13 protein-coding genes and 2 tRNA genes are annotated in these 21,226 nt (G+C 36.8%); 6 read left to right on the top strand and 9 right to left on the bottom strand.

What is annotated here, in order from left to right:
- Nucleotides 1-25 precede the first annotated feature (25 nt).
- The 7 genes from K8089_RS12930 to K8089_RS12960 all read right to left on the bottom strand — a co-directional run bounded on the left by K8089_RS12930 (nt 26) and on the right by K8089_RS12960 (nt 10,437).
- Nucleotides 26-1,399: a TolC family protein gene (locus tag K8089_RS12930; RefSeq protein ID WP_237603715.1), complete on the bottom strand. Its 1,374-nt coding sequence runs from the start codon at nt 1,397-1,399 to the stop codon at nt 26-28.
- A gap of 161 nt (nt 1,400-1,560) precedes the next feature.
- On the bottom strand, nt 1,561-2,121 hold the full coding sequence (locus K8089_RS12935) for a Crp/Fnr family transcriptional regulator (RefSeq protein ID WP_237603716.1): 561 nt from the start codon (nt 2,119-2,121) through the stop codon (nt 1,561-1,563).
- A 200-nt stretch (nt 2,122-2,321) separates the two neighbouring features.
- Nucleotides 2,322-3,911, bottom strand: a complete 1,590-nt coding sequence (locus tag K8089_RS12940; protein WP_237603717.1) for a T9SS type A sorting domain-containing protein — start codon at nt 3,909-3,911, stop codon at nt 2,322-2,324.
- 578 nt (nt 3,912-4,489) lie between these two features.
- Entirely contained in the window at nt 4,490-5,539 is a 1,050-nt protein-coding gene (locus K8089_RS12945) for a T9SS type A sorting domain-containing protein (protein ID WP_237603718.1), read from the bottom strand.
- Between the two features lie 207 nt (nt 5,540-5,746).
- The gene (locus tag K8089_RS12950) at nt 5,747-9,010 is read right to left on the bottom strand and encodes a CHAT domain-containing protein (protein ID WP_237603719.1); all 3,264 of its coding nucleotides are present in this window, start codon (nt 9,008-9,010) and stop codon (nt 5,747-5,749) included.
- Nucleotides 9,011-9,094: 84 nt separating this feature from the next.
- On the bottom strand, nt 9,095-9,844 hold the full coding sequence (locus K8089_RS12955) for a tetratricopeptide repeat protein (RefSeq protein WP_237603720.1): 750 nt from the start codon (nt 9,842-9,844) through the stop codon (nt 9,095-9,097).
- 23 nt (nt 9,845-9,867) lie between these two features.
- Entirely contained in the window at nt 9,868-10,437 is a 570-nt protein-coding gene (locus tag K8089_RS12960; protein WP_237603721.1) for an RNA polymerase sigma factor, read from the bottom strand.
- A 414-nt stretch (nt 10,438-10,851) separates the two neighbouring features.
- Between K8089_RS12960 and K8089_RS12965 the strand changes: the two genes are divergently transcribed.
- Nucleotides 10,852-11,931 (top strand): diphosphomevalonate/mevalonate 3,5-bisphosphate decarboxylase family protein, encoded by a 1,080-nt coding sequence (locus tag K8089_RS12965; RefSeq protein ID WP_237603722.1) that lies wholly within the window; start codon nt 10,852-10,854, stop codon nt 11,929-11,931.
- Between the two features lie 26 nt (nt 11,932-11,957).
- Here K8089_RS12965 and K8089_RS12970 read toward each other — a convergent pair whose 3' ends face one another.
- Nucleotides 11,958-15,203, bottom strand: a complete 3,246-nt coding sequence (locus K8089_RS12970; RefSeq protein ID WP_237603723.1) for a CHAT domain-containing protein — start codon at nt 15,201-15,203, stop codon at nt 11,958-11,960.
- A 265-nt stretch (nt 15,204-15,468) separates the two neighbouring features.
- Here K8089_RS12970 and K8089_RS12975 point away from each other — a divergent pair, with 265 nt between their 5' ends.
- Nucleotides 15,469-16,407 (top strand): mevalonate kinase family protein, encoded by a 939-nt coding sequence (locus K8089_RS12975; RefSeq protein WP_237603724.1) that lies wholly within the window; start codon nt 15,469-15,471, stop codon nt 16,405-16,407.
- Between the two features lie 50 nt (nt 16,408-16,457).
- Entirely contained in the window at nt 16,458-17,369 is a 912-nt protein-coding gene (locus tag K8089_RS12980) for a geranylgeranylglycerol-phosphate geranylgeranyltransferase (RefSeq protein WP_237603725.1), read from the top strand.
- A gap of 48 nt (nt 17,370-17,417) precedes the next feature.
- Here the strand turns inward: K8089_RS12980 and K8089_RS12985 are convergent, their stop codons facing one another.
- Nucleotides 17,418-17,951, bottom strand: a complete 534-nt coding sequence (locus tag K8089_RS12985; protein WP_237603726.1) for a TrmH family RNA methyltransferase — start codon at nt 17,949-17,951, stop codon at nt 17,418-17,420.
- 150 nt (nt 17,952-18,101) lie between these two features.
- Here K8089_RS12985 and mutS point away from each other — a divergent pair, with 150 nt between their 5' ends.
- From mutS to K8089_RS13000, 3 genes are all read left to right on the top strand, one after another.
- Nucleotides 18,102-20,717 carry a DNA mismatch repair protein MutS gene (gene mutS / locus K8089_RS12990; RefSeq protein ID WP_237603727.1) on the top strand — a complete coding sequence of 872 codons (2,616 nt, stop codon included), beginning with the start codon at nt 18,102-18,104 and terminating at the stop codon, nt 20,715-20,717.
- Between the two features lie 154 nt (nt 20,718-20,871).
- Nucleotides 20,872-20,944 (top strand) — tRNA-Gly (locus K8089_RS12995).
- Nucleotides 20,945-21,060: 116 nt separating this feature from the next.
- Nucleotides 21,061-21,144, top strand: a tRNA-Leu gene (locus K8089_RS13000).
- Nucleotides 21,145-21,226 lie beyond the last annotated feature (82 nt).

Genomic DNA, 21,226 nt, shown 5'->3' on the forward strand with positions numbered 1-21,226 from the left:
ATTTGAAAAATTTCGTTTTAATAGTTTAATATTTTAAAGTACCCTTGGCGTGAAGCATTTCGGTTACTGCTCTTCGCTGATCGAAATAGGATTCTTGTAGTTTAAAGTTGGCTTTTTCTAGATTGGTAAGTGCATCGAGTACTTCGTTAATGGACGCCAAATCGTTTTTAAATTGTTTGTTTACCATTTCATAGGTGTCGGTTGCAAGTTCAATTTCCTTTTCAACAATTTTTGAATTCTGTAATGTGGATTGATAAGTTTGCTCCGCTTTTACGATGCTTAAATCTATCATTTCTTCGGCTTCCTCAATTCGCTCTCTATAAATTTCACTTTCAAGTTTTGATTTCTGAGCTTTTAAATTCGATTGATTTCCGTCAAAAACATTCCATTTAATTCCCACGCCAACGTACCATTTTGGGTCGAGAAGCGAGAGGTAATCTTCAATAAATTCGTAATGTCCTTTTACGGCAACCTTCGGAATAAAATGACTTTTTTCCATTTTTGATTTATAGATTGTAGCTTGTTCAGCCTCTTCCAAAGCTTTGATTTCATTTCGTTTTTCAACGTTGGAATTTGAATTTAAACTGAAAGTTTCCAATTCGGGTCGTAACATTCTTAAATTTTCTCTGCTTTCGCCCGTAAGTTGAAACAGCACTTCAATCAGCAAGGTTTTGTTGTGTTCAAACTCCAGTTTTTTTCCTGCTAATTGCTGTTGCGCTAATTCTATTTTTTTGCGACCGATTGGCGTGGCGAGACCATTTTCAATGGCTTTCTTTACATAAAATGCTTGTTCATCGAGATATTTTTCTGAAGTGTTTAAAACTTTTTCCGAAGCATACACCAAAGCGAGTTTATCATACGCTTCAATAATTTTTAAAGCTAACTTATCTTTCTCTGCCATCCCGAGATATTTTAGCGATGACTCTTTGTGTTTGCTCGCTTTAATTGCAATGGTGGCTTCAAAACCGCTAAATAGAACCCAATCTAAATCTACTGAAGTTTTTAGAATGTTTTTATCCTGTAAATTTGGTGTATCTTTTAAAGGAATTTCACCGGGAAAGGGGGCGTTAAAAGGTATTTGTAAAGCTTCTTTTATTACAAGTTTTTGCGTGGCTACCAAAAGGTTTTGAGTGTCTTCGCCAAAGGTAATGTCGTCATTTAATCGAGTGAAGCTTCCATTAAATGTGACCTTCGGAATAAAAACAGATTTTGCCAGTCGCTGATCCAGCTTGGCTTGCTGTGCTTCAATAGCTTTAATATTTACAGTCTGACTTTTATTCAAACCTTTGTTAATTAATTCGGTGAGCACAGGATCCAGTTGTTGTGAAAAGCTTACGGTTGAAAAAAGCCCAACTATACTGATAAATAGCATGTTAATAACACCCTTGTTGATTTGCATTGTTTCAGGTTTTTAATTACAATACAAAGATAGGCCGAGTAAAAAGGGTTTCTTTTGACCTATATCAAAAACGGTTTTGAGTTGAAATACAACGAAAAGTTGAGCTGAAGTTTTTTACCACGAAAGCAGACAGGACGTAGAGCAAAAAAAATCAAGTTATTTCAACCTCTTCGAATGCGACTTAGGGTTTCTTGCGTCATTCCGAGATAGGAAGCAATATGCCCAAGTGGCACACGGTAGGAAATGTCGGGAAATTCTGCGAGCATATAATCATAACGTTCGCGTGCAGTTTGAAATTGAATGGCATTCAGTTTATTGACCACTTTGGTGAGCATTTCAATAGAAACCAATCTCCCCAGTTGCTCCATTTTGTGGTATTTTGAAAAGAGCAAATCCATCCTTTCGTTGGAAATAGAATAAACAATAGAGTCTTCCAAAGTTTCCAAAAAGTATAAACTTGGGCTCTGCTGAAAAAAGCTATCGACGCTACTCATAAACTTTCCAACACCAAAAAACCACTGGGTTACTTCTTTGCCATCTTCTTTTAAATAATAGCTTCTACCCATTCCTTTTTCAATAAAATATAATTTTTTGCTAATCTGTCTGTGCTCAATCAGCAGTGTATTTTTTGGAATATTTTCCTTTTTAAAATGCGAAGAAATATCCTGCAGTTCAGCAGGCGTGAAGGGTATTAAGGTAAGCAGAAAGTCTGATAGGTTCATATAAATTTTTAGTGGCAACAGTTGGCAGCTATTAATATAACCAAATATATCGAAAAAGAACGTAGCTGAGATTTCTTCGAATAAATGAAATTAGATATTTTGGTTATTCGATACATTTTTGAATTTATTTCTTCACATTACTTGCAAAAAAAGCCCCTTTGTGAGAGGCTTCTTTGGTCAACTATTTAAAATGAAAAAAATTACTGTTTCGTTATTTTTAAGGTTGCTTGTTTCCCGTCGGAAGTTTTTAAGGTTGCGAGATAGATTCCTGCTGCGTCGTTTATTTCAACGTCTAATTTTTGTGTGTTTTTATAAGTTGAAGTCGAAACTACCTGTCCGAGTATATTGATGATACTAACATTGGTTTCGGAAAAACGTTCCCCCAGATTTATAGTGAATCTACCGTTTGTAGGGTTTGGATAGGCGCTTAAGGCCGGGCCAAAAGTGTTGGTTGCAACACCAAGAATGTTTGGCGTGGTTTTAAAAATCCAATAGTCATCCAGGCCTCTGCTATTTTCCGATTTATCGCCAGACACATTTGAATCTGAAGAGCAAAACATTGCAAAATTACCATCTGCAGTTTGCAGGATATACGATCCGCCTTCATCGGCAGAGCCGCCAATGGAATTTTGTGAAATAATATTTCCCGCGGTGTCGAGTTTTAAGAGCCAATAATCATAACCGCCGTTGGAGTCTTCTGTTTTATCTCCACTGGCATTGCTATTGCTCCAGCAAGCAACCATAAAGTTTCCGTCGGCAAGCTGTTTTACATCGCGTGGATAGTCAATGCCACTACCGCCAATTGTGTTTTGCCATACCATATTTCCGCTGCCATCCAATTTTAAAACCCAAGCGTCGTAATCGCCTTGGGAGTTTTCCGTTTTGTCTCCCGAAATATTTGATTTTGAATACCCGGCCACAAAGAAACTATCGTCTACAAGTTGAACCATATCTCGTAGCACGTCGCTGTCATTTCCGCCAAAGGTTCGATCCCATTCCACGTTTCCGCTGGCATCAAGTTTTACAATCCAATAATCATTCCCTCCGCGTGTGTTTTCTGTTTTGTCGCCCGAGTTTGGAGAGTTTGAAAAACCGCTAATTATATAGCCTCCCTCACTAGTTTGAAAGGCTGCTTGTGGTCTATCTACCAAATTGCCGCCAATACTATTTTGCCAGATAATGTTTCCCGAACTGTCAAGTTTAAGCGCCCAAAAATCGCGCTGTCCGTTAGAAGGGTCGGTTTTGTCGCCATTTATGTCGCTATCTGAATAGCCGCCAACAAAGTAGCCGCCGTCTGTGGTTTGAACAATGTAAGTGTCAAACTCAGGTTGGTTTCCGCCGTATGTTTTTTGCCAAGTGATGTTTCCTGTAACATCGAGTTTTAAAATCCAATAATCCAAACCTCCTCGTGAATTTTCAGTTTTATCGCCCGAAATGTTGGAGTCTGAACCCGCGCCAAGTATGTATCCTCCGTCTGAGGTTTGTTGGAGAGAAATAAGATAATCATCACCGCTTCCGCCAATGGTATTCTGCCATTGAATGTTTCCAGAATCGTCAATTTTTACAATCCAGATATCGATGGCTCCGTTGCTGTTTTCGGTTTTTTCGCCAGAAATATTACTGGTGGAATAACCGCCAAGAATGTATCCGCCATCCGCTGTGGTTTCAAATACTGTTGAAAAGTCGGTATCGCTTCCACCAATGGTTTTTTGCCAGAGAATAGCGGGGTCTTGAGCATAAACACTGAAGATACCCAATAATAATGCGAAAAGTGTAATTGAAGTTTTCATAATTTGGTTGATTAAGGATTATATCTATAAATCGAAATGGCAATGGAATAGTCATCAATTTTTTAAATAAAAGAGGAAAGAAAATAGAATAAAGTGGAAATACAATTGTACATCTTTGATATGGATTTGATATTTTTTAATGAGATTGATAATTATCAATCATGAATTCTTTCCAAGTTCGATTATTTATAAAGTCACCCTTATTTGGCCCATTCGAAAACAGTGTCTTGAGAATAGGAAGTATGTATTCCTGCCAGTAATAAGAAAAAAATTATTAAATGTTTCATAACTATTAATTTTTAACCATTTTGAATGAATTTGATTCGCCTTCCGAAGGCTAATTTTGGTGAGTTTCTATTCTTTTAACGGAGCTATTAAAAAAGGTCATCATTTTTTTAGAGAAAAGAGAAAAGAGAAAAGTGTGAAAATGATTGCGAACCCTTTAAAATGTAGTTAAAAGGAGAACATTTCGCGGATGAGGTTGGATTGGGAGTTTTTAAAATGACTGATACCGAATTATAATACTGAAGTTTTTACAATCCGGTATTCAACATTATTTTTACGCTAAAGAAAGATTCTTAATCTTTTATGAACTTGATCGAATTTCCATTTTCAAGTTTTAAGAAGTATAAACCGTTAGAAAAATTTTCAAGATGGATTTTTTCGGTTTCAGAGATTTTTCCATTACTTATTTCAGTACCCAAAACATTATAAATTTTATAATTTTCTGATTCTTTTAAACCGGAAATTTGGATAAAACTGTCAGCTGGATTTGGATAAACTACAATTAAATTTCTATTGAATTCATTTATACTTAAAGTAGGAATTTCAATTTTAGAAATCTTGTTCCCAAGAAATTCAGAAATAAATAATTCGTTTCCGTATATTGCTAATCCATACGGAGAAGAAAGTCCAGCAACAACATCTGTCGCGGTTGGATTGGTTACGTTTATGTCAATTTGGGATATTTTGTTGCCGTCCAATTCAGCGATATACATAATGTTTCCGTGCAGAACCATTTGATAGGCATCGCTAAGACCATTCACGACATCTATTGCTGTTGGGGTGGTATCGGTTATATCAATTTTTGAAATTTTATTTACAGCCTGTTCACTAATGTATAAGTCATTTCCACGCAATATTATATCAAGCGGCCTATGAAGTCCTGAAATAACATCTATAGCTACTGGGTTTGAAGCAGTTATATCTATTTTTGAAATCTTATTGGCATTAGATTCGGCTATGTATAAAATATTTCCATCTAAGGCTAGACCACTAGGCTCATTAAGACCCGCAACAACCTCAGTGGCCACTGGATTGGTGTCGGTTATATCTATTTTAGAAATTTTTCCGGCAGCATATTCGGCAATATATAAGTCATTTCCATTTAAGATGAATTCGGAAGGATTCCCCAGGCCAGTGATAACTTCTAACGGCACTGGACTGCTATCGGTTACGTTTATTTTTAAAATTTTTTCGGCATTATCACAAAAGTACAAGTCGTTTCCATTAAAGTTTAAACCAGATGGAAAACTTAGGCCAGTGACTACATCTGTAGTTTGGGCATTTGTTATGTTCACATTTATAACTAAAACAGTGAGCGCAAATAGAAAGTTAAATTTTTTCATGATAGTTAGTTTAAATTAATATTCATTTCATAAAAGCTATGGAATGCAAAATGCAAGCAGTTTAATTTTAAAACGTTGAATATTGAAAAGGTCATCAAAAAAGGACCTAAGGCTTGAGGCTGCTTTGCTGAAACCTACCTGTCCGTAAGCAGGGACGCGAGACCAAAAATAGGAGGACTACTGATAAGTTATAGGAAAAAAATTGGGTTATGCTTTGCTGGATTTCTTCCTTATTAGCAGAAAAATAATAAGGATTCCGATCGCTAACAATCCGAAAACCCACCACCAAATAGGATTGAAACCGTGTTGCAATTGAATGGGAGCGGTTTTGCCAATTAAGACCATGCCTGCCCAATATTGAGGCGATACGGTGCGACCTTTAGCAGTGGCAATGTAGTTGAGCTTTGCTTGTCTTAAGGCTTCATCTTTTGTCATTCCTACGGCGAGATTGTCGTAAAAATTTTGGATGATTTTTACACTGCTTTCTTCATCAATTTGCCAAAGACTGGTCAAGATGCTTTCGCTGCCCGCATAGTTGAAAGCGTGTGCCAAAGAAATCATTCCCTCACCGGGCTGGTATGTAGGTTTTCCTGTTTCGCAAGCCGTTAAAATGGCGAGATTTGAACTTAGATTGGTGTTGTAAATCTCGAAGGTGTACAGTGAATTTTCGTCGTAATCTTCATTACGTGAATTTTTCTTCGCAAAAATAAGGCGCGAAAATTCAGGACTTACGTTGTTACTTTCTGCGTGTGTGCCAATGTGAATTATTTTGTGTTCGCCTGCATTGGCTTCAAAAATCTGCTTGGTTGAATTTTCATTTAAAAACGATATTCCATCAAAAATTTTAGAGTAATTCTCGGCCAATTCTACACTGCTTGGTTGCGATAGTAAAGTAAGGTATGCAACGTCACTAGTAACCGAATCTGTAATGGCTATTCTGTATTCGCTTTTCATTTTTTTTGTAAAGCCAGGGGCAAAGGCAACAAAATTTTCAGCAAACATTTTGGGCTTTTTGTCTTCGTTTAAAAGCAAAAGACTAAAGTTGTACGAAATGGAATGCTTCGCCAGTAAACTATTGGTAACGAGTTCTTTATAGCTTTTTATTTTTGAAGGCGTTAAGGTTTCAAAACTTAAATTGAAGAGCGCGCCATCAGGAATAATAATTACTTTTTTGTTATTTATACGGCTGCTCAAAGGTTCCCACAATTGCTGATAAAGCTCATAAAGTAGGGTGGATTCATCTTCCAAAGTTACCTTCGGATCGCTTAATTTTTTAATATGATTTTTTACAGAATCGAACTTTAATGGAAGAATACTTCGGTTTTTGTTATCCAAAACAATTCCGTACAAATTGTTATCGATAAACAAATAGCGAATTACTGTAGTGTTGGCGGGAATATATTTTTGTAAATCTTTAAGTGAAGCATCCAAAGTGGCATACTTCATTTTGTAATATTTAGGAAAAGCTGTTTTTAAAGAATCTAAAAACGAATTATAAATAGTACTCGCCTCCAGATAATTTTGAAAAGAAGAAGTTGAATCTTCACTTAAAGCGCTGCGGTTAACGGCTTCTTTTTTTAACTCGCTTTCCCTTTTAATAACTGCTTGCGGAACGTCTGCAAAATTGATTTCATCTTGAAGCATCAACTTAGAACGAATGGTGTAATAGACGCTGTTTTCGTGGGTTTCAATAAGTTTGGTGAGATATATTTTGTTTTCGGTTTGGGTATATAAATCGTAATAAAGTTGTTTTGTGAAACCGTAAAGTCCCAAAAAATTTGAATACAGTACATTCACATTATCATCTTTTGAAATTAGAGCTTTCTGTTTCCCAAGAATTTTGAAGGCATCATCCATATTTTTCAAAAGACTTTTTAGAAAAATTGAGTCTTTGGAAGTATTCTGTGCGTAATATGCTTTCGATTTCGCTAAAATCAACAAAGGTTTTCGATAGGTCAATTTTAATGCATCGAGTGTTGTGCTTTTATTTTGAGTGTGGGCATCAATAAAATCTATTCCTTTTTCGCTCCATTCGGCAGCTTTTGAGTAATCGCCAATAGTGTAAAACACTTCCGAAAGATTTAGCATATGAGCGATGAGGTCGCTGTTGTTTTCGCCTCCGTTCTTTTTTAAATAATGAAAGGCATTTAAGGAAGTGGTTACTGCGGCTTCACTTTTTCCGTTTTTCGCCAAAAACAAACTTTTATTCTGGGCAAAATTTAAGTAGGTATCGTCTAGGTTTTCTCCGAGGGCGCTTTTGTATAATTTTTCGGCATCGTTGTATGATTTTTCCGCCTTTTCAATTTCGCCTTTTAGACCGTAACAACTTGCAAGATTAGCAGTGGCAATTGCCCGCCAATAGACATCTGGACTGGAATCGGCTTCGTACATGGCGAGTACTTTTTCGAAGGAATTTATTGCGCTGTCTGTTTCTTTTAAAGCCATTTGTGATTGGGCTAACAATATAAGCGCACGCGGAATTTCGGGGTCGCCCGGGAGGTATAATTGATCACGATTATTGTAAATGTACGCCATAAGCTTATAAGCCCTATTTACGTGGCCAATGTTAGTATAAAGCGAGCCGAGGTTTGAAATGCCGGTCCATTTTAGACGCTTGCTGCGCGAAACAACGCGAACGTCTTTTGATTTTTTTAAAACAAAATTGCAATCTTGAATGAGCCTTTCAAGCGTATGTATAGATTCAGAAATATTGCCGCGAGCCTCCATTACTAGTGCCATATTCAATTTTATGCCCGAAGAGGAATACACTTTATAAACCGAATCGCCCTGTATTTTTTGTAAAGTTTTTATAGCGTTTTCAAAGAAGTATTGCGCGCTGTCCAGTTTTTGGGACCGCCACATCATAATCCCGAAAAAATTGTTGACGTCAGCTATCTTTTTATAATTCTTTGTCTCCGAATTTTTTAATTCAGCAAGTGCTTTTTTAGCCTGTTCGTTGGCATCCAAAAATTTTCCGGAAATGTAATAGGAATAAGTTAACGCATAGTATGCTTCGCCAATTTCGTTGTGCGTAGCATCGGGGACAGCACGTATTATATTTAGTGATTCTTCAGCAGCTTTGAAAGATTCGGTAATGTTTCCCAATTCCTCATAAAGTTGAGAAAGCCCGTACAGAGCTGTATGTTGGGCGCGTTTGGAGGCTCCCTGTGTTTTTAGATTTTTAAAAAATACATCGGCTTTTTTGGCCGCATCTTTTGGGTTGCTTTTTAAGAGCGCAACCTTTCCCACATATACTGTGTATTGCGCTAACGAATCTATTTGATTGGCTTGTGTAAAACTTATTATTTGTGTTTGAAGTGCAGCATCTGCCTCTTTTATTTGATTGTTCAATAAATAGGAGTCTATTAATTTAGTGCCGGATAAATCCGTGTCTTGCCCGAAGCTATTTTGGAAGAAAACTAAAAAAGCAATCAGGAGTAAAAGTGAAAGATTGTTGTATTTAGATACCATACAATTTTATTTATTGACACTGGAAAAAACGCCCAATTGGTATTCAGTTTGATGCAATCTTTAGTTTTTAAAACTGTATCCGTTTTATTCGCTCAGCGCTTTAAGTAATTCGTTATTCTTTTCAGAAGGGTACTCTTTCAACAATTGTTTAGCTTCTTCAATTTGTCCTAACTTTATTTTTGCCAAAGCCGTGTAATGGGCTGCATCTTCTTTAAAAATACCTTCGCTGAATTTACTTGCAGGTTCTAAATATTTTAATGATTTTTCAGCATTTCCTTCGGCTAAATGGGCAACTCCCAAAAAGTAATTTAAGGTGTCGTTATTTGCTTTTTCGGGGAGTAGTTTTTGCCACCAATCAATAGCTTCTTTGTATTCTTTGCGTTTATAAACTACCATTCCTTCGTAAAAATCATAGTCGCTTGTTATGCCCATCACTGTTCGTAAACCTGGGTCTGCTTCAAAATGAGTTGCAAATATTTTTTCTGGAGAATTGGAATTTTGCATCATCCAAAAAATTCCTAATAACACTACCAATACCGCAGCAATGGAATACCAAATAACTTTTTTGTTCGCTTTGTTGGTAGAAAGTTTTTTTACTTTTAAATCATTTTCATCCACTGAAATGTGTTCGTGAAATTCTTTTATTTTCGATTGACGAATACTGTCTTCAATTTCTATTCTTACTTGTTTTACGTGTGCTATTTTTTCGGAAAGGTTTGCGATTTGGTTAAGTTTTTCATCTGCCAACAGCGCTTCTTCTGAAAAATCATTTTGATCCAGATAGGTTTCTATTATGTCCCATTCTAACGAGCTTATTTCAATTGGGGAATTCATTTTATAATTTTACTTTTTAAGTACTAGTTTTTACCAAGTGCCAATTCTTTTAATTTTTGAATGCACCTGTATTTTTTGTTTTTCGCCGATGCTTCTTCAATATTTAGCTTTTCAGCAATAGTACGCAAAGACATTTTGTTGAAATAAAACTGCGTGAGCAAATCTTTGCATCCTTGACCAAGGTTTTCGAAAGCGGCTAATGTTATAGTTAATTGTTTGTCTTTTTTTTCAAGTTCACCTGTTGGATTGTCATCTGCTGCTAGTTGATACATTTTGTCGTTTATTGAAGTTGTTTTCCGTTTAGTCGCAGCTCTAGTTTGGTCTATCCATTTATTTCTGGCAATTGTAAATAGGTATGCTTCTATTTCATTTTTGTTTTTTGGCTGAAATTTTCGCGAACTCAGTTTTTTCCAACAAACAAAATAAGCTTCCTGAAAAACATCTTTGGCATTATCTACAGTGCCTCCATTTTTAAGAATGTAATATTTTGTTTTCGGATATTCGGCAATGTAAAATTCACGTATTGGCACCTCCTCATTGTTTAAGAAAGCATCCAATAATTTAAATTTTCCTTGAGTTAGTGTATCTTCCATAGAAATCTATGGAAATATACAATTTTTTTACCTTAGTTTTTCAATTTGAATTCGGTTCCATTTCTTATATCAATTTAAGTGAAAGAACAAAATTCCGTTTGCCTTTTAATACTTTAACGTTTATAATATAAAAGGTCATCAATATAAAGTGAAAGAATAGGAAAGAGCGACAAAGCACGCATATTTAAAACGATGCGAATCTCACGTCATTCATTTTGAAAACTAAAAAATGCCCCATATTTCAGGGGCATTCCGGTTGGTTTGCAACCTCAAAAACTACTGAAAAATCTATTGTTTTATAATCCTTAAAATTTTAGATTCTTCTACAGCAGAATTATAGAAACATCGAAACGTTTTTAAATTGTCATCGCAAAAATCAAAAAGAAGTTTATTTTTGTAATCTATTCCCATAGTATGCCAGAACATAAATTTATTGTTTGCACCCATAGTAAAACCCTCACTTCCGGAACCGTTTCTTGGCAATCGCCCAGCAACATAGCGTTGGTGAAATATTGGGGTAAATATGGCGAGCAACTGCCGATGAACACTTCCATAAGTTTCACTTTAAGCAATTGCCACACAATTACAAAGTTGACTTTTGAAAAATCTCCTTCGTCAGAATTTAATTTTGAAGTGTATCTCGACGGAAAAAGAGAAGTTTCTTTTGAGCCAAAAATTCAGAAATTCTTTGAAAAAGCAGAAGCATATTTATCATTTTTAAAAGATTTTAAATTCAAAATTGAAACCTCCAACAGTTTTCCGCACAGCAGCGGCATTGCCTCTTCGGCGAGTGGCATGAGTGCATTGGCACTGTGTTTAATGGATATGGAAAAGCAAATGCAGCCCGAAATTCCTGAAGATTACTTTATTGAAAAAGCATCATTCTTGGCTCGTTTGGGTTCGGGAAGCGCATGCCGAAGTATTGAAGGACCGCTTATTGTTTGGGGCGAACACTCAAAAATTGACGGCAGCAGCAATCTATTCGGTTCAAAATATCCGTTTGCAGTTCATCCAAATTTTAAAAATTACCAAGACACAATTTTGTTGGTAGACAAAGGCGAAAAACAAGTAAGCAGCACGGTTGGGCATAATTTAATGTTGGAACATCCTTTTGCTGCACAACGTTTTAGGCAAGCAAAGGATAATCTTTCAAAGCTTATTCCCGTTCTTAAAGACGGAGATTTTTCAGAATTTATAAAAATTGTAGAAAGTGAAGCCCTGTCGTTGCACGCTATGATGCTTACTTCAATGCCGTATTTCATATTAATGAAACCAAACACTTTGGAAATAATAAATCGCATTTGGAAATTTAGGGAAGAAACCAACAGCAATGTTTGTTTTACACTCGATGCGGGCGCCAATGTTCACGTACTTTATCCCGAAACAGAGAAGGAAACGGTCTTACAATTTATTAAAAAGGAGTTGTCGCAATTCTGTAAAAACGGTGAGTTTATTATAGATGATGTGGGACTTGGTGCAAAAAAAATGACCTAATCTATTATTTCCTTAAATAACAAACATCACTTTTTGGTACGCTGTATTTCTTTTTTTCTTTGTACAATTAACGTCATTAAAATAAAACCAACAACACCCGCCAAAACATACCACCACCAAGCAACACCAGCCTTTAATGCCATTGGAGCGGTGTCGCCAATAAGTATTAAGCCTGCCCAATATTGGGGCGATGTAGTTCTCCCTTCGGCGGCAGCCAAATAACTTATTTTCGCTTTGCGCAACGCTTCATCTTTGGGCATTTCTTTTGCGAGATTATCGTAAAATAGCTTCACAATTTGGGCGCTAGACTCTTCGTCAATTTCCCAAAGGCTGGTTAAAATACTCTCACTACCAGCATAGTTAAAAGCGTGTGCTAAAGAAATCATTCCTTCGCCAGCTTGGTAAGTGGGTTTTCCCGTTTCGCAAGCCGTTAAAATTGCGAGATTGGAGGAGAGGTCTATGTTGTATATTTCGTAGGAATAGAGCGAGTTTTCGTCATAGGTTTTTGTGTCATTCGTCTTTTTCGCAAAAATGAGTCGGCTCAATTCTGGGCTTATATTGTTGCTTTCGGCGTGGGTACCAATGTGTATTATTTTGTGTTCTTTGGCGCGGTTTATAAACACTTCTTTGCTTGCGTCTTCATTTACAAAATAGTTACCATCAAAAACTTTTGAGTATTGTTTCACCAAATCTTCGCTAAACGGCTGCGGTAAAAGCGTGAGATAGGCTTTATCTAAATTCACAGAATCTTTTATGGCAAGCTTGTATTCCTGCTTCATTTTTTCATTAAAACCAGGGGCAAAGGCAATAAAATCTGAAGAATAATCGGCTATATTTTTTTTGTCTTTATAAAGTAGCAGACTAAAATTATACGAGATTTCATAATTAGCTAATAAGCTATTGGTCGCCATTTCGTTAAAACTTTTTATAGGTTTTGGGGTGAGGGTTTCAAAGCTAAGATTGAAAAGCTCCCTATCTGGAATGATTACCACTTTTTTAGTCGAAATATACTTTTCTAACGGAGACCAAAGCGATTGATATAATTGATAGAGCACCAAACTCATTTTTTCTGCTGAAAATTCCGCGTGGTTTAAATTAGAAATATGGTCTTTTACCGAGCTGTAATTGAGAGAAATCATCCGCTTTTCTTTAGACGAAACAACAAAAACATATAATTGGTCTTCAATAAAAATATAACGAATAACCGTTGTGTTTAAAGGAATTTTTTGTTGAAGTCCGTGCATGGGTTCTTCCAAAGTTGCATAGCGCATTTTGTAGTATTTCGGAAAATTTTGTTTTAATGAATCTAGGTAATAATCCCAGTTTTCCGAAGCTTTAAAATAAGTAGCCAGATTGCCGTCAATGGTGTTATTAAGCGAAGAAACCATCTGGCTTTTTAGGTTGTTTTCTCGTTCTACAACTTCTTCAGGAATATGTTGAAAAGCTATATTATCGCGCAGGTTTAATCGCGAGCGAATACGATTATAAATGCTGGATTCGTGAAGTGCAATGAGTTTATCTAAATATTCAGGATTATTAGTATTTTGATAAAGTTCTAACCTAATTTTTTCGGCAAAATTTAGGAGCTCTTCATTTTCTGCAAGTAGTAAAGTTACGTCTTCGTGTTTGTTTACTACTTTTTTACGTTGATTTAAAATAGCGATACCTTCATCTATTTGCAACAAAAGTTCTTTTAAAAGTTGTGTGTTTTTATCTTCGGCCAAGTAGTATTTAGAAGCTGCATTAATGAGTAAAGCTTGCGGTTTTCGGTATTGGCTTAAAATGGAATCTGAAATACTTATTTTTTCATTTTCTTTTAAAATATTAAAACGGAGGGCTTCATCACTAAACTTTTTTGCTTCGGCATAATCTTGCAGCAAATAATGAACCTGCGCTAAATTTATTGTGTGATAAAACGCCTGTAGTGTATTTTTAAACTCTCCTGTATGTGTAAAATTATAGGTTTCATTGGCAAGCAAAATTGCTTTTTCGCGCATGTTATTTTTTGCGGCAAATAGAGAATACTCCAAGATATTATCCATAAAATCCTTGGTGTAGGTTGTTCCAATTGATGTGCGATACATGGTTCGAGCCTTTTCATAAAAAATTGCGGCATTTTCAACATCGTTCATATAATCGTAAATGGTGGCGCGAGTAGAAAGGGCAGCAGCACCCCAGTAAAGATTGGCGCCAGGGCTGGTTTTTAAAAGTTCTAATGCTCTGTCTGCATTTAGTGCGGCTCCCTCAAAATCGCGACTTGCAGTTTTGGCTTCGGCTAGAATTATGTTCGAAATAATAATATTAATATCGTTTTCTTCAAATAATTCTTTTTTCTGTTCAAATGAATATTCTATTAATTCTTGGGTGCGAGAATGCTCGCCAAGCGTATTGTAAAAAGTTGCCATATTGTCAATGGCCATGCATTGATGGCTTTTGGCTTTAAAAGTGCGAGCTTCATCGGTAGAGCGGTTAATATAGTTTTGAAACCCAGCGATGGACTCTTCGGAAATATTAATGGCTTGTCGGTTTTTTCCCAAGGCATTCCACAATACGGCGAGGTTCATTTTTACGAGTGCCGGTCGATAATAGCGGTTCATAATATCGCTCTCGTTTGTTTTTTCGAGCACTTTTACTGCTTCTTGAAAATAGTATTTGGCACTGTCTAATTTAGTTTCTTGCCACATCATTCCGCCAAGGGCATTGTAAACCTGATTGTAGAAAACATAATCTTGTTGCCCCGTTTTTTTTAAGAGTTGCAGCGCTTTTTGATACTGATTAGTGGCTAAAGGAAAATTACCCATTTTAGAAGCATAAAAGCCCAATCTGTATTCTACGCTTGCTAAGTCTAGGTTGTTTGGCTCGGTATTGCGAAGCGCAAATGGTCTCGCGGTTTCCATTAAATTGTAGGCTTTTTGATGCAGGCCGGCATCGTCATAAATCCAACCTAGCTCTGTCGTGGCTTCAACAACGTAGTGTGGATTGGCGTTTTTTTTAATTTCTTCCAATAGGTTTTCGGCCTTCTGTACTGCCAATTTTGTGTTGCCATTATTAAGCTTAAAACTGCCTTCAAATTGAATGTAATTGTAAATGCTGTCGTAGATTTTTTCGGCTCGGTAATACGCAATATTCTTAGCAACCGCTGCACGAGCTTTTTCAAGAGAATCTTGTTCAATAAGTGTTTGTATTTCTTTGACCGTTAAATTTTTTTCTTGCGAATAGCCTTCAAAAGATAGAAGGAGAGAAAATACTTGAAAAATAAAGAGGAATCTCATGGTTTTAAAAGCCATAATTTTAAACTGTTTTTTTAAAATATACGCAGGCGGGAAAATGAAAAAGAAAGATACAACTTATTTTTATTAATGTAAATAGAGTTGCTCGCAAATAGTACGCAACTTAATTTCAATCTCTTAAAAAGGCCGTGTTTAGATTAATTAGCATTTTTTTCTGAAAATATAAATGTTAAAAAGTTTATATTTGTAGCGTATTTTAATTTTAAATATAAAAACCAGTACTTTTATAGCTACAACTACAAAGCTTATGCGCGGCCCGCTTTTTTACTCAAAAATCTTACTTTTCGGTGAGTATGGTATTATTAAAGACTCCAAAGGTCTTTCTATTCCGTATAACTTTTATAACGGGGCACTTAAAATAGACGCCCACCACACTATTGCTACGCACAAATCGAATGCTAGTTTGAAACGGTTTTCAGAATATTTGGAAAATCTTCAAACCGAAAACCCCAACTTAGTTTCTTTTCATTTGGAAGCCTTACGAAATGATGTAGAAAGTGGATTGTATTTTGATAGTAGTATTCCGCAGGGCTATGGTGTTGGTAGTAGCGGAGCATTAGTTGCTGCTATTTATGATAAGTACGCAAAAAATAAAATTACGGTTCTTGAAAATCTTACGCGAGAAAAACTGTTGACGCTAAAAACTGTTTTTGCCGAAATGGAATCTTTTTTTCACGGAAAGTCATCTGGATTGGATCCATTAAACAGTTATTTGAGTCTTCCTATTTTAATAAATTCAAAAGACAATATTGAGCCTGCGGGAATTCCGTCGCAAACCGAAAATGGCAAAGGCGCTGTGTTTTTATTAGACAGTGGCAGCACGGGTGAAACCGCACCAATGGTTCAAATTTTTATGGAAAATATGAAGCAGGAAGGTTTTAGAAATATGCTGAAAGATCAGTTTGTAAAACATACCGATGCCTGTGTTGACGATTTTCTGCAAGGCGATGTAAAATCACTTTTTGGCAACATTAAACAACTGTCAAAAGTAGTTCTCGACAATTTTAAACCTATGATTCCTGCACAATTCCACAAACTTTGGAAGAAGGGAATAGACAGCAACGCCTACTACCTAAAACTTTGCGGCTCCGGTGGCGGCGGTTATATGCTCGGCTTTGCCGAAGATATAGATAAAGCACGCAAAGCTTTAAAAGATTATAAACTGGAAGTGGTTTATAGTTTTTAGGATTACAACATTCTGAAATTTCGTTTCAGATTCCTTCAATTTATTAATCTATGCTAACCCGAAAACAAAAACACTTTCTATTAAAGTTTTTCAGCCTGTTTTCTGTGGTTCGTGGCTACAATATTTTAATAATTGTAATTGCACAATACCTAACGAGTATTTACATTTTAGCGCCAGATTTGCCCGTTCGGGAGGTTTTGTTCGATGTAAATTTGCTAATGCTCGTGCTCGCTTCATCATTTGCAATTGCGGGTGGTTATATTATAAATAGTTTTTACGACAGCGAAAAAGATTTAATTAACCGTCCGCGAAAAACAATGCTCGATAAGTTGGTTAGTCAACGCACCAAACTCTCTGCTTATTTTGTTCTCAACTTTTTGTCGGTTGTTTTTGCCAGTTATGTGTCGTTTAGAGCCGTTCTTTTCTTTTCTATTTATATTTTTTTCCTTTGGTTTTATTCCCATAAATTAAAAAAGTACCCTTTTATAGGAAACATCACAGCGGCAATTCTTGCAGTGATTCCTTTCTTTGCAATTTTTGTGCATTACGGCAATTTCGACATTGTAATTTTCGTGCATGCCACTTTCCTTTTCCTGCTAATTTCAATGCGCGAACTGGTAAAAGATCTCGAAAACCTCAGGGGCGATTTAACTCACGGTTACAACACAATTCCTGTTGTTTACGGCGAAAAAACTTCTATTAAAATGCTTACTGTTTTAAGTGTTTTAACGCTTGTGCCAATTATTTTGCTCATCACAAAATTCAAAGAAGAAATAGGATATATGGATTTTTATTTTTACGCAAGTATCCTTGGGCTCGTAGTTTTTTTAATTGTTTTGTGGTATTCTAAAACCAAAATACACTATATAATTTTACACAACATTTTAAAGTTCGCTATCGTATTGGGTGTATTTAGTATTGTTCTAATACACGTAGAATTATTGACGAATCGGATATTTTAGAAAAAGAGATAAGAGTCATAACTTTAGATTTCTTTTTCTGTTTTTGAACTATTTGAGTTTTACAAAAAAATCCCAAACCACTACGCCCACACTCACCGAAATATTGAGCGAATGCTTGGTGCCAAACTGAGGGATTTCGATCACTGCATCGCTTGCAGTTACCACTTTTTGCTGCACGCCTTTTACTTCGTTGCCAAAGACCAATGCATAAGTCATTTCATTTTGAGTAGTGAAATCGTCGAGATTTATCGCCAACTCGGCTTGTTCAATGGAGGCTACAAAAACGCCTTCTTTTTGCAATTTTTCAACTACGTCTATAGTATTTTCGGCATATTCCCACTCAACGCTATCGGTAGCGCCCAAAGCTGTTTTTTGAATGTCTTTGTGCGGCGGTTGCGCAGTAATACCACAGAGATAAATTTTCTTCACTAAAAAAGCATCGGCGGTGCGAAACACAGAGCCAATATTGTTTAAACTCCGAATGTTGTCGAGAATAATTATTAAAGGCGTTTTTTCCGAAGCTTTGAATTCTTCGGGGTTAATTCGATCTAATTCGCTATTTTTAAGTTTGCGGTATTTCATGGTGGCAAAGTTAATTTTTAAAAGTTAATGCAGAAAACGCTTTGCGCCTTTGGATGGAAATTGTTGATAAAACCCAATAAATCACAATCACTTCATTTTAAAGAAAACAGCAATTTGGTTACATTTATCGATTAAAGAATTTTTTGAGTTATGGCGAAGAAGGAAACCCCATTGATGAAGCAATACAACACGATTAAAGCCAAGTACCCTGATGCTTTGCTACTTTTTCGTGTGGGCGATTTCTACGAAACTTTTGGGAAAGATGCGGTACGCGCTGCAGGCATCCTTAACATTACACTTACTGCGAGAAATAACGGTGGCGATAATATGGAATTGGCAGGTTTTCCGCACCATTCGTTAAATACTTATTTACCAAAACTGGTAATGGCGGGTTGTCGCGTTGCAATTTGCGACCAGTTGGAAGACCCAAAACTGACTAAGAAAATTGTAAAACGGGGCGTTACCGAATTGGTTACCCCTGGCGTGGCTTTTAACGATGATATTTTACAGTCTAAATCTAATAACTTTTTGGCTGCGGTACATTTCGGCTCCAAGAATTTAGGGGTTTCGTTTTTGGATGTTTCCACGGGCGAATTCCTAGTTTCAGAAGGTTCTGCGGAATATGTTGATAAACTGCTTCAAAATTTTAATCCGTCGGAAGTGCTTTTTTCGAAACAAAAACGAAAGCTATTTTCTGAAACTTTTGGGAATGAATATCACGTTTTTCACTTGGAAGACTGGATTTTTCAAAGCGATTATTCCTTTGAAACGCTTACAAAACACTTCGACGTAAAAAATTTAAAAGGCTTTGGCGTAGATCATTTGGAAGATGGTATTATCGCTGCTGGGGCTGCACTCCATTATTTAAGCGAGACGCGACACACCAAACTGCAGCATATTTCGCGCTTATCGCGAATTGCCGAAGACGAATACGTTTGGATGGACCGTTTTACCATTCGCAATTTGGAGCTTTACCATTCAAATCAACAGAATGCAGTAACGCTTTTGGATGTGATAGATAAAACTATTTCGCCAATGGGCGGACGGCTTTTAAAGCGCTGGATGGCTCTTCCGCTTAAAAATGCCGAAAAGATAAATCGTCGTCACGAAGTTGTAAGTTTTCTGCTGGACAATTCAGTTACTTTGGAAAAAGTTCAGCAATACACCAAACGCATTGGCGATTTAGAACGACTTATTTCAAAGGTCGCGACTGGAAAAGTGAACCCACGCGAGCTTATTCAACTTAAAAATTCTTTGGAAGCAGTTGTGCCGATAAAGGCCTTGGCGATGAATTCAAAAAACGAATCGCTTAAAATAATTGGTGAACAATTGCACGATTGCGAGTTGCTTCGGAATAAAATAAAAGAAACGCTTTTTGAAGATGCTCCTGTAAATATTTTAAAGGGAAATTCGATTGCTGAAGGTTTTTCGGAAACCCTTGATTCGCTCCGAAATATTTCAGCAAACGGAAAGGAATATTTAGACGAAATGCTGGAACGCGAAACAAAACGCACAGGCATTACTTCGCTAAAAATAGCTTCAAACAACGTTTTTGGATATTATATAGAAGTCCGGAACACCCATAAAGACAAGGTTCCGCAAGAATGGATTAGAAAGCAAACCCTCGTTAGTGCAGAGCGATATATTACCGAAGAACTTAAAGAATACGAAACAAAAATCCTCGGCGCCGAAGAAAAAATACTGGCGTTGGAGCAGGAAATTTTTGCGAAACTCGTGGCGTGGCTACTTCAATATATTGGTTCGGTTCAGCAAAATGCTGCGTTAATAGCGCAACTGGATTGTTTATGCTCGTTCGCTACGCAGGCAAATGAGGCTAATTACACACGTCCGTTGCTCGATGATAGTTTCGATTTAGATATAAAAGAAGGGCGTCATCCGGTTATTGAAAAACAGCTGCCGCCAGATGCGCCGTACATTGCAAACGATGTTTTTTTAGATCGCGACAACCAGCAAATAATTATGATTACCGGGCCGAACATGAGTGGTAAATCTGCCATTCTTAGGCAAACAGCCTTAATTGTCTTACTTGCGCAAATGGGTAGTTTTGTACCAGCAGCCGCAGTGCGAATGGGCTGTGTAGACAAAATTTTTACACGAGTAGGAGCGAGCGACAATATTTCGATGGGCGAATCTACTTTTATGGTAGAGATGAATGAAACGGCGAGTATTTTAAACAATCTGTCGGAAAGAAGTTTAATTCTGTTAGATGAGATAGGGCGTGGTACGAGCACCTACGATGGAATTTCAATTGCTTGGGCGATTAGCGAATATTTGCACGAGCACCCTTCGCATGCTAAAACGCTTTTTGCCACACATTACCATGAATTAAATGAAATGACCGAAACTTTTGCGCGAATCAAAAATTACAATGTTTCGGTGAAGGAGTTAAAAGACAATGTGCTTTTTCTTCGGAAATTGGTTCCGGGTGGCAGTCAACACAGTTTTGGAATTCACGTTGCAAAGATGGCGGGCATGCCCCAAGCAGTGCTTTTAAGAGCAAATAAAATACTTAAAAGACTTGAAAGGAGTCATGCTTCGGAAGAATTAACCGAAGATATGAAGGCAGTTTCAAAAGAAGAAATGCAATTGAGTTTTTTTAAGCTGGATGATCCATTGCTGGAAGAGCTACGTGAAGAAATTTTAGACATTGACATTGATACACTTACGCCCGTTGAAGCATTAATGAAACTCAATGAAATTAGGCGTATGTTACAACGAAATGCTACTGTTAAAATGAAAAAGTAAAATTCTATAATAATTTCTGAAAAAACACTTTGCGATTGAAGTAAAATTTTTAAATTTGCCACCGCTTACAATACGAAGCAACGTTCATTAAAATTTACTGCGAAAATAGCTCTCCCGATAGTTAGCGGGACGGAAGAGTTCCAGATATTAAAATGCGAAAATAGCTCAGTTGGTAGAGCGCCACCTTGCCAAGGTGGAGGTCGCGGGTTCGAATCCCGTTTTTCGCTCAGCTCTAAATGCCGAAAGTATCGGCATTTTTTGTTAAGTCCAGGCTGCAATTGGCAGCCTATTTAAGCTCGAGTGGTGGTCCCGATAGCTATCGGGATGGTAGCCACGTAGAAATGCTGATGTGGTGGAATTGGTAGACACGCCGGACTTAAAATCCTGTGACCATTTGGTCGTGCGGGTTCAAGTCCCGCCATCAGTACAGAAATCCTCTTTGTTGAAAAACTTGGGGGATTTTTTTGTTTTTATTTTTCTTTAATTGAATGTTTTACGGGTTCATCCCG

This window comes from Aequorivita vitellina (genome assembly GCF_022008365.1).
GTDB classification, from domain to species: domain Bacteria; phylum Bacteroidota; class Bacteroidia; order Flavobacteriales; family Flavobacteriaceae; genus Aequorivita; species Aequorivita vitellina.

Coding starts and splice junctions, on each gene's coding strand:
- K8089_RS12930 (WP_237603715.1), bottom strand. CDS start 1,399: ATGCAAATCAACAAGGGTGTTATTAACATGCTATTTATCAGTATAGTT.
- K8089_RS12935 (WP_237603716.1), bottom strand. CDS start 2,121: ATGAACCTATCAGACTTTCTGCTTACCTTAATACCCTTCACGCCTGCT.
- K8089_RS12940 (WP_237603717.1), bottom strand. CDS start 3,911: ATGAAAACTTCAATTACACTTTTCGCATTATTATTGGGTATCTTCAGT.
- K8089_RS12945 (WP_237603718.1), bottom strand. CDS start 5,539: ATGAAAAAATTTAACTTTCTATTTGCGCTCACTGTTTTAGTTATAAAT.
- K8089_RS12950 (WP_237603719.1), bottom strand. CDS start 9,010: ATGGTATCTAAATACAACAATCTTTCACTTTTACTCCTGATTGCTTTT.
- K8089_RS12955 (WP_237603720.1), bottom strand. CDS start 9,844: ATGAATTCCCCAATTGAAATAAGCTCGTTAGAATGGGACATAATAGAA.
- K8089_RS12960 (WP_237603721.1), bottom strand. CDS start 10,437: ATGGAAGATACACTAACTCAAGGAAAATTTAAATTATTGGATGCTTTC.
- K8089_RS12965 (WP_237603722.1), top strand. CDS start 10,852: ATGCCAGAACATAAATTTATTGTTTGCACCCATAGTAAAACCCTCACT.
- K8089_RS12970 (WP_237603723.1), bottom strand. CDS start 15,203: ATGAGATTCCTCTTTATTTTTCAAGTATTTTCTCTCCTTCTATCTTTT.
- K8089_RS12975 (WP_237603724.1), top strand. CDS start 15,469: ATGCGCGGCCCGCTTTTTTACTCAAAAATCTTACTTTTCGGTGAGTAT.
- K8089_RS12980 (WP_237603725.1), top strand. CDS start 16,458: ATGCTAACCCGAAAACAAAAACACTTTCTATTAAAGTTTTTCAGCCTG.
- K8089_RS12985 (WP_237603726.1), bottom strand. CDS start 17,951: ATGAAATACCGCAAACTTAAAAATAGCGAATTAGATCGAATTAACCCC.
- mutS (WP_237603727.1), top strand. CDS start 18,102: ATGGCGAAGAAGGAAACCCCATTGATGAAGCAATACAACACGATTAAA.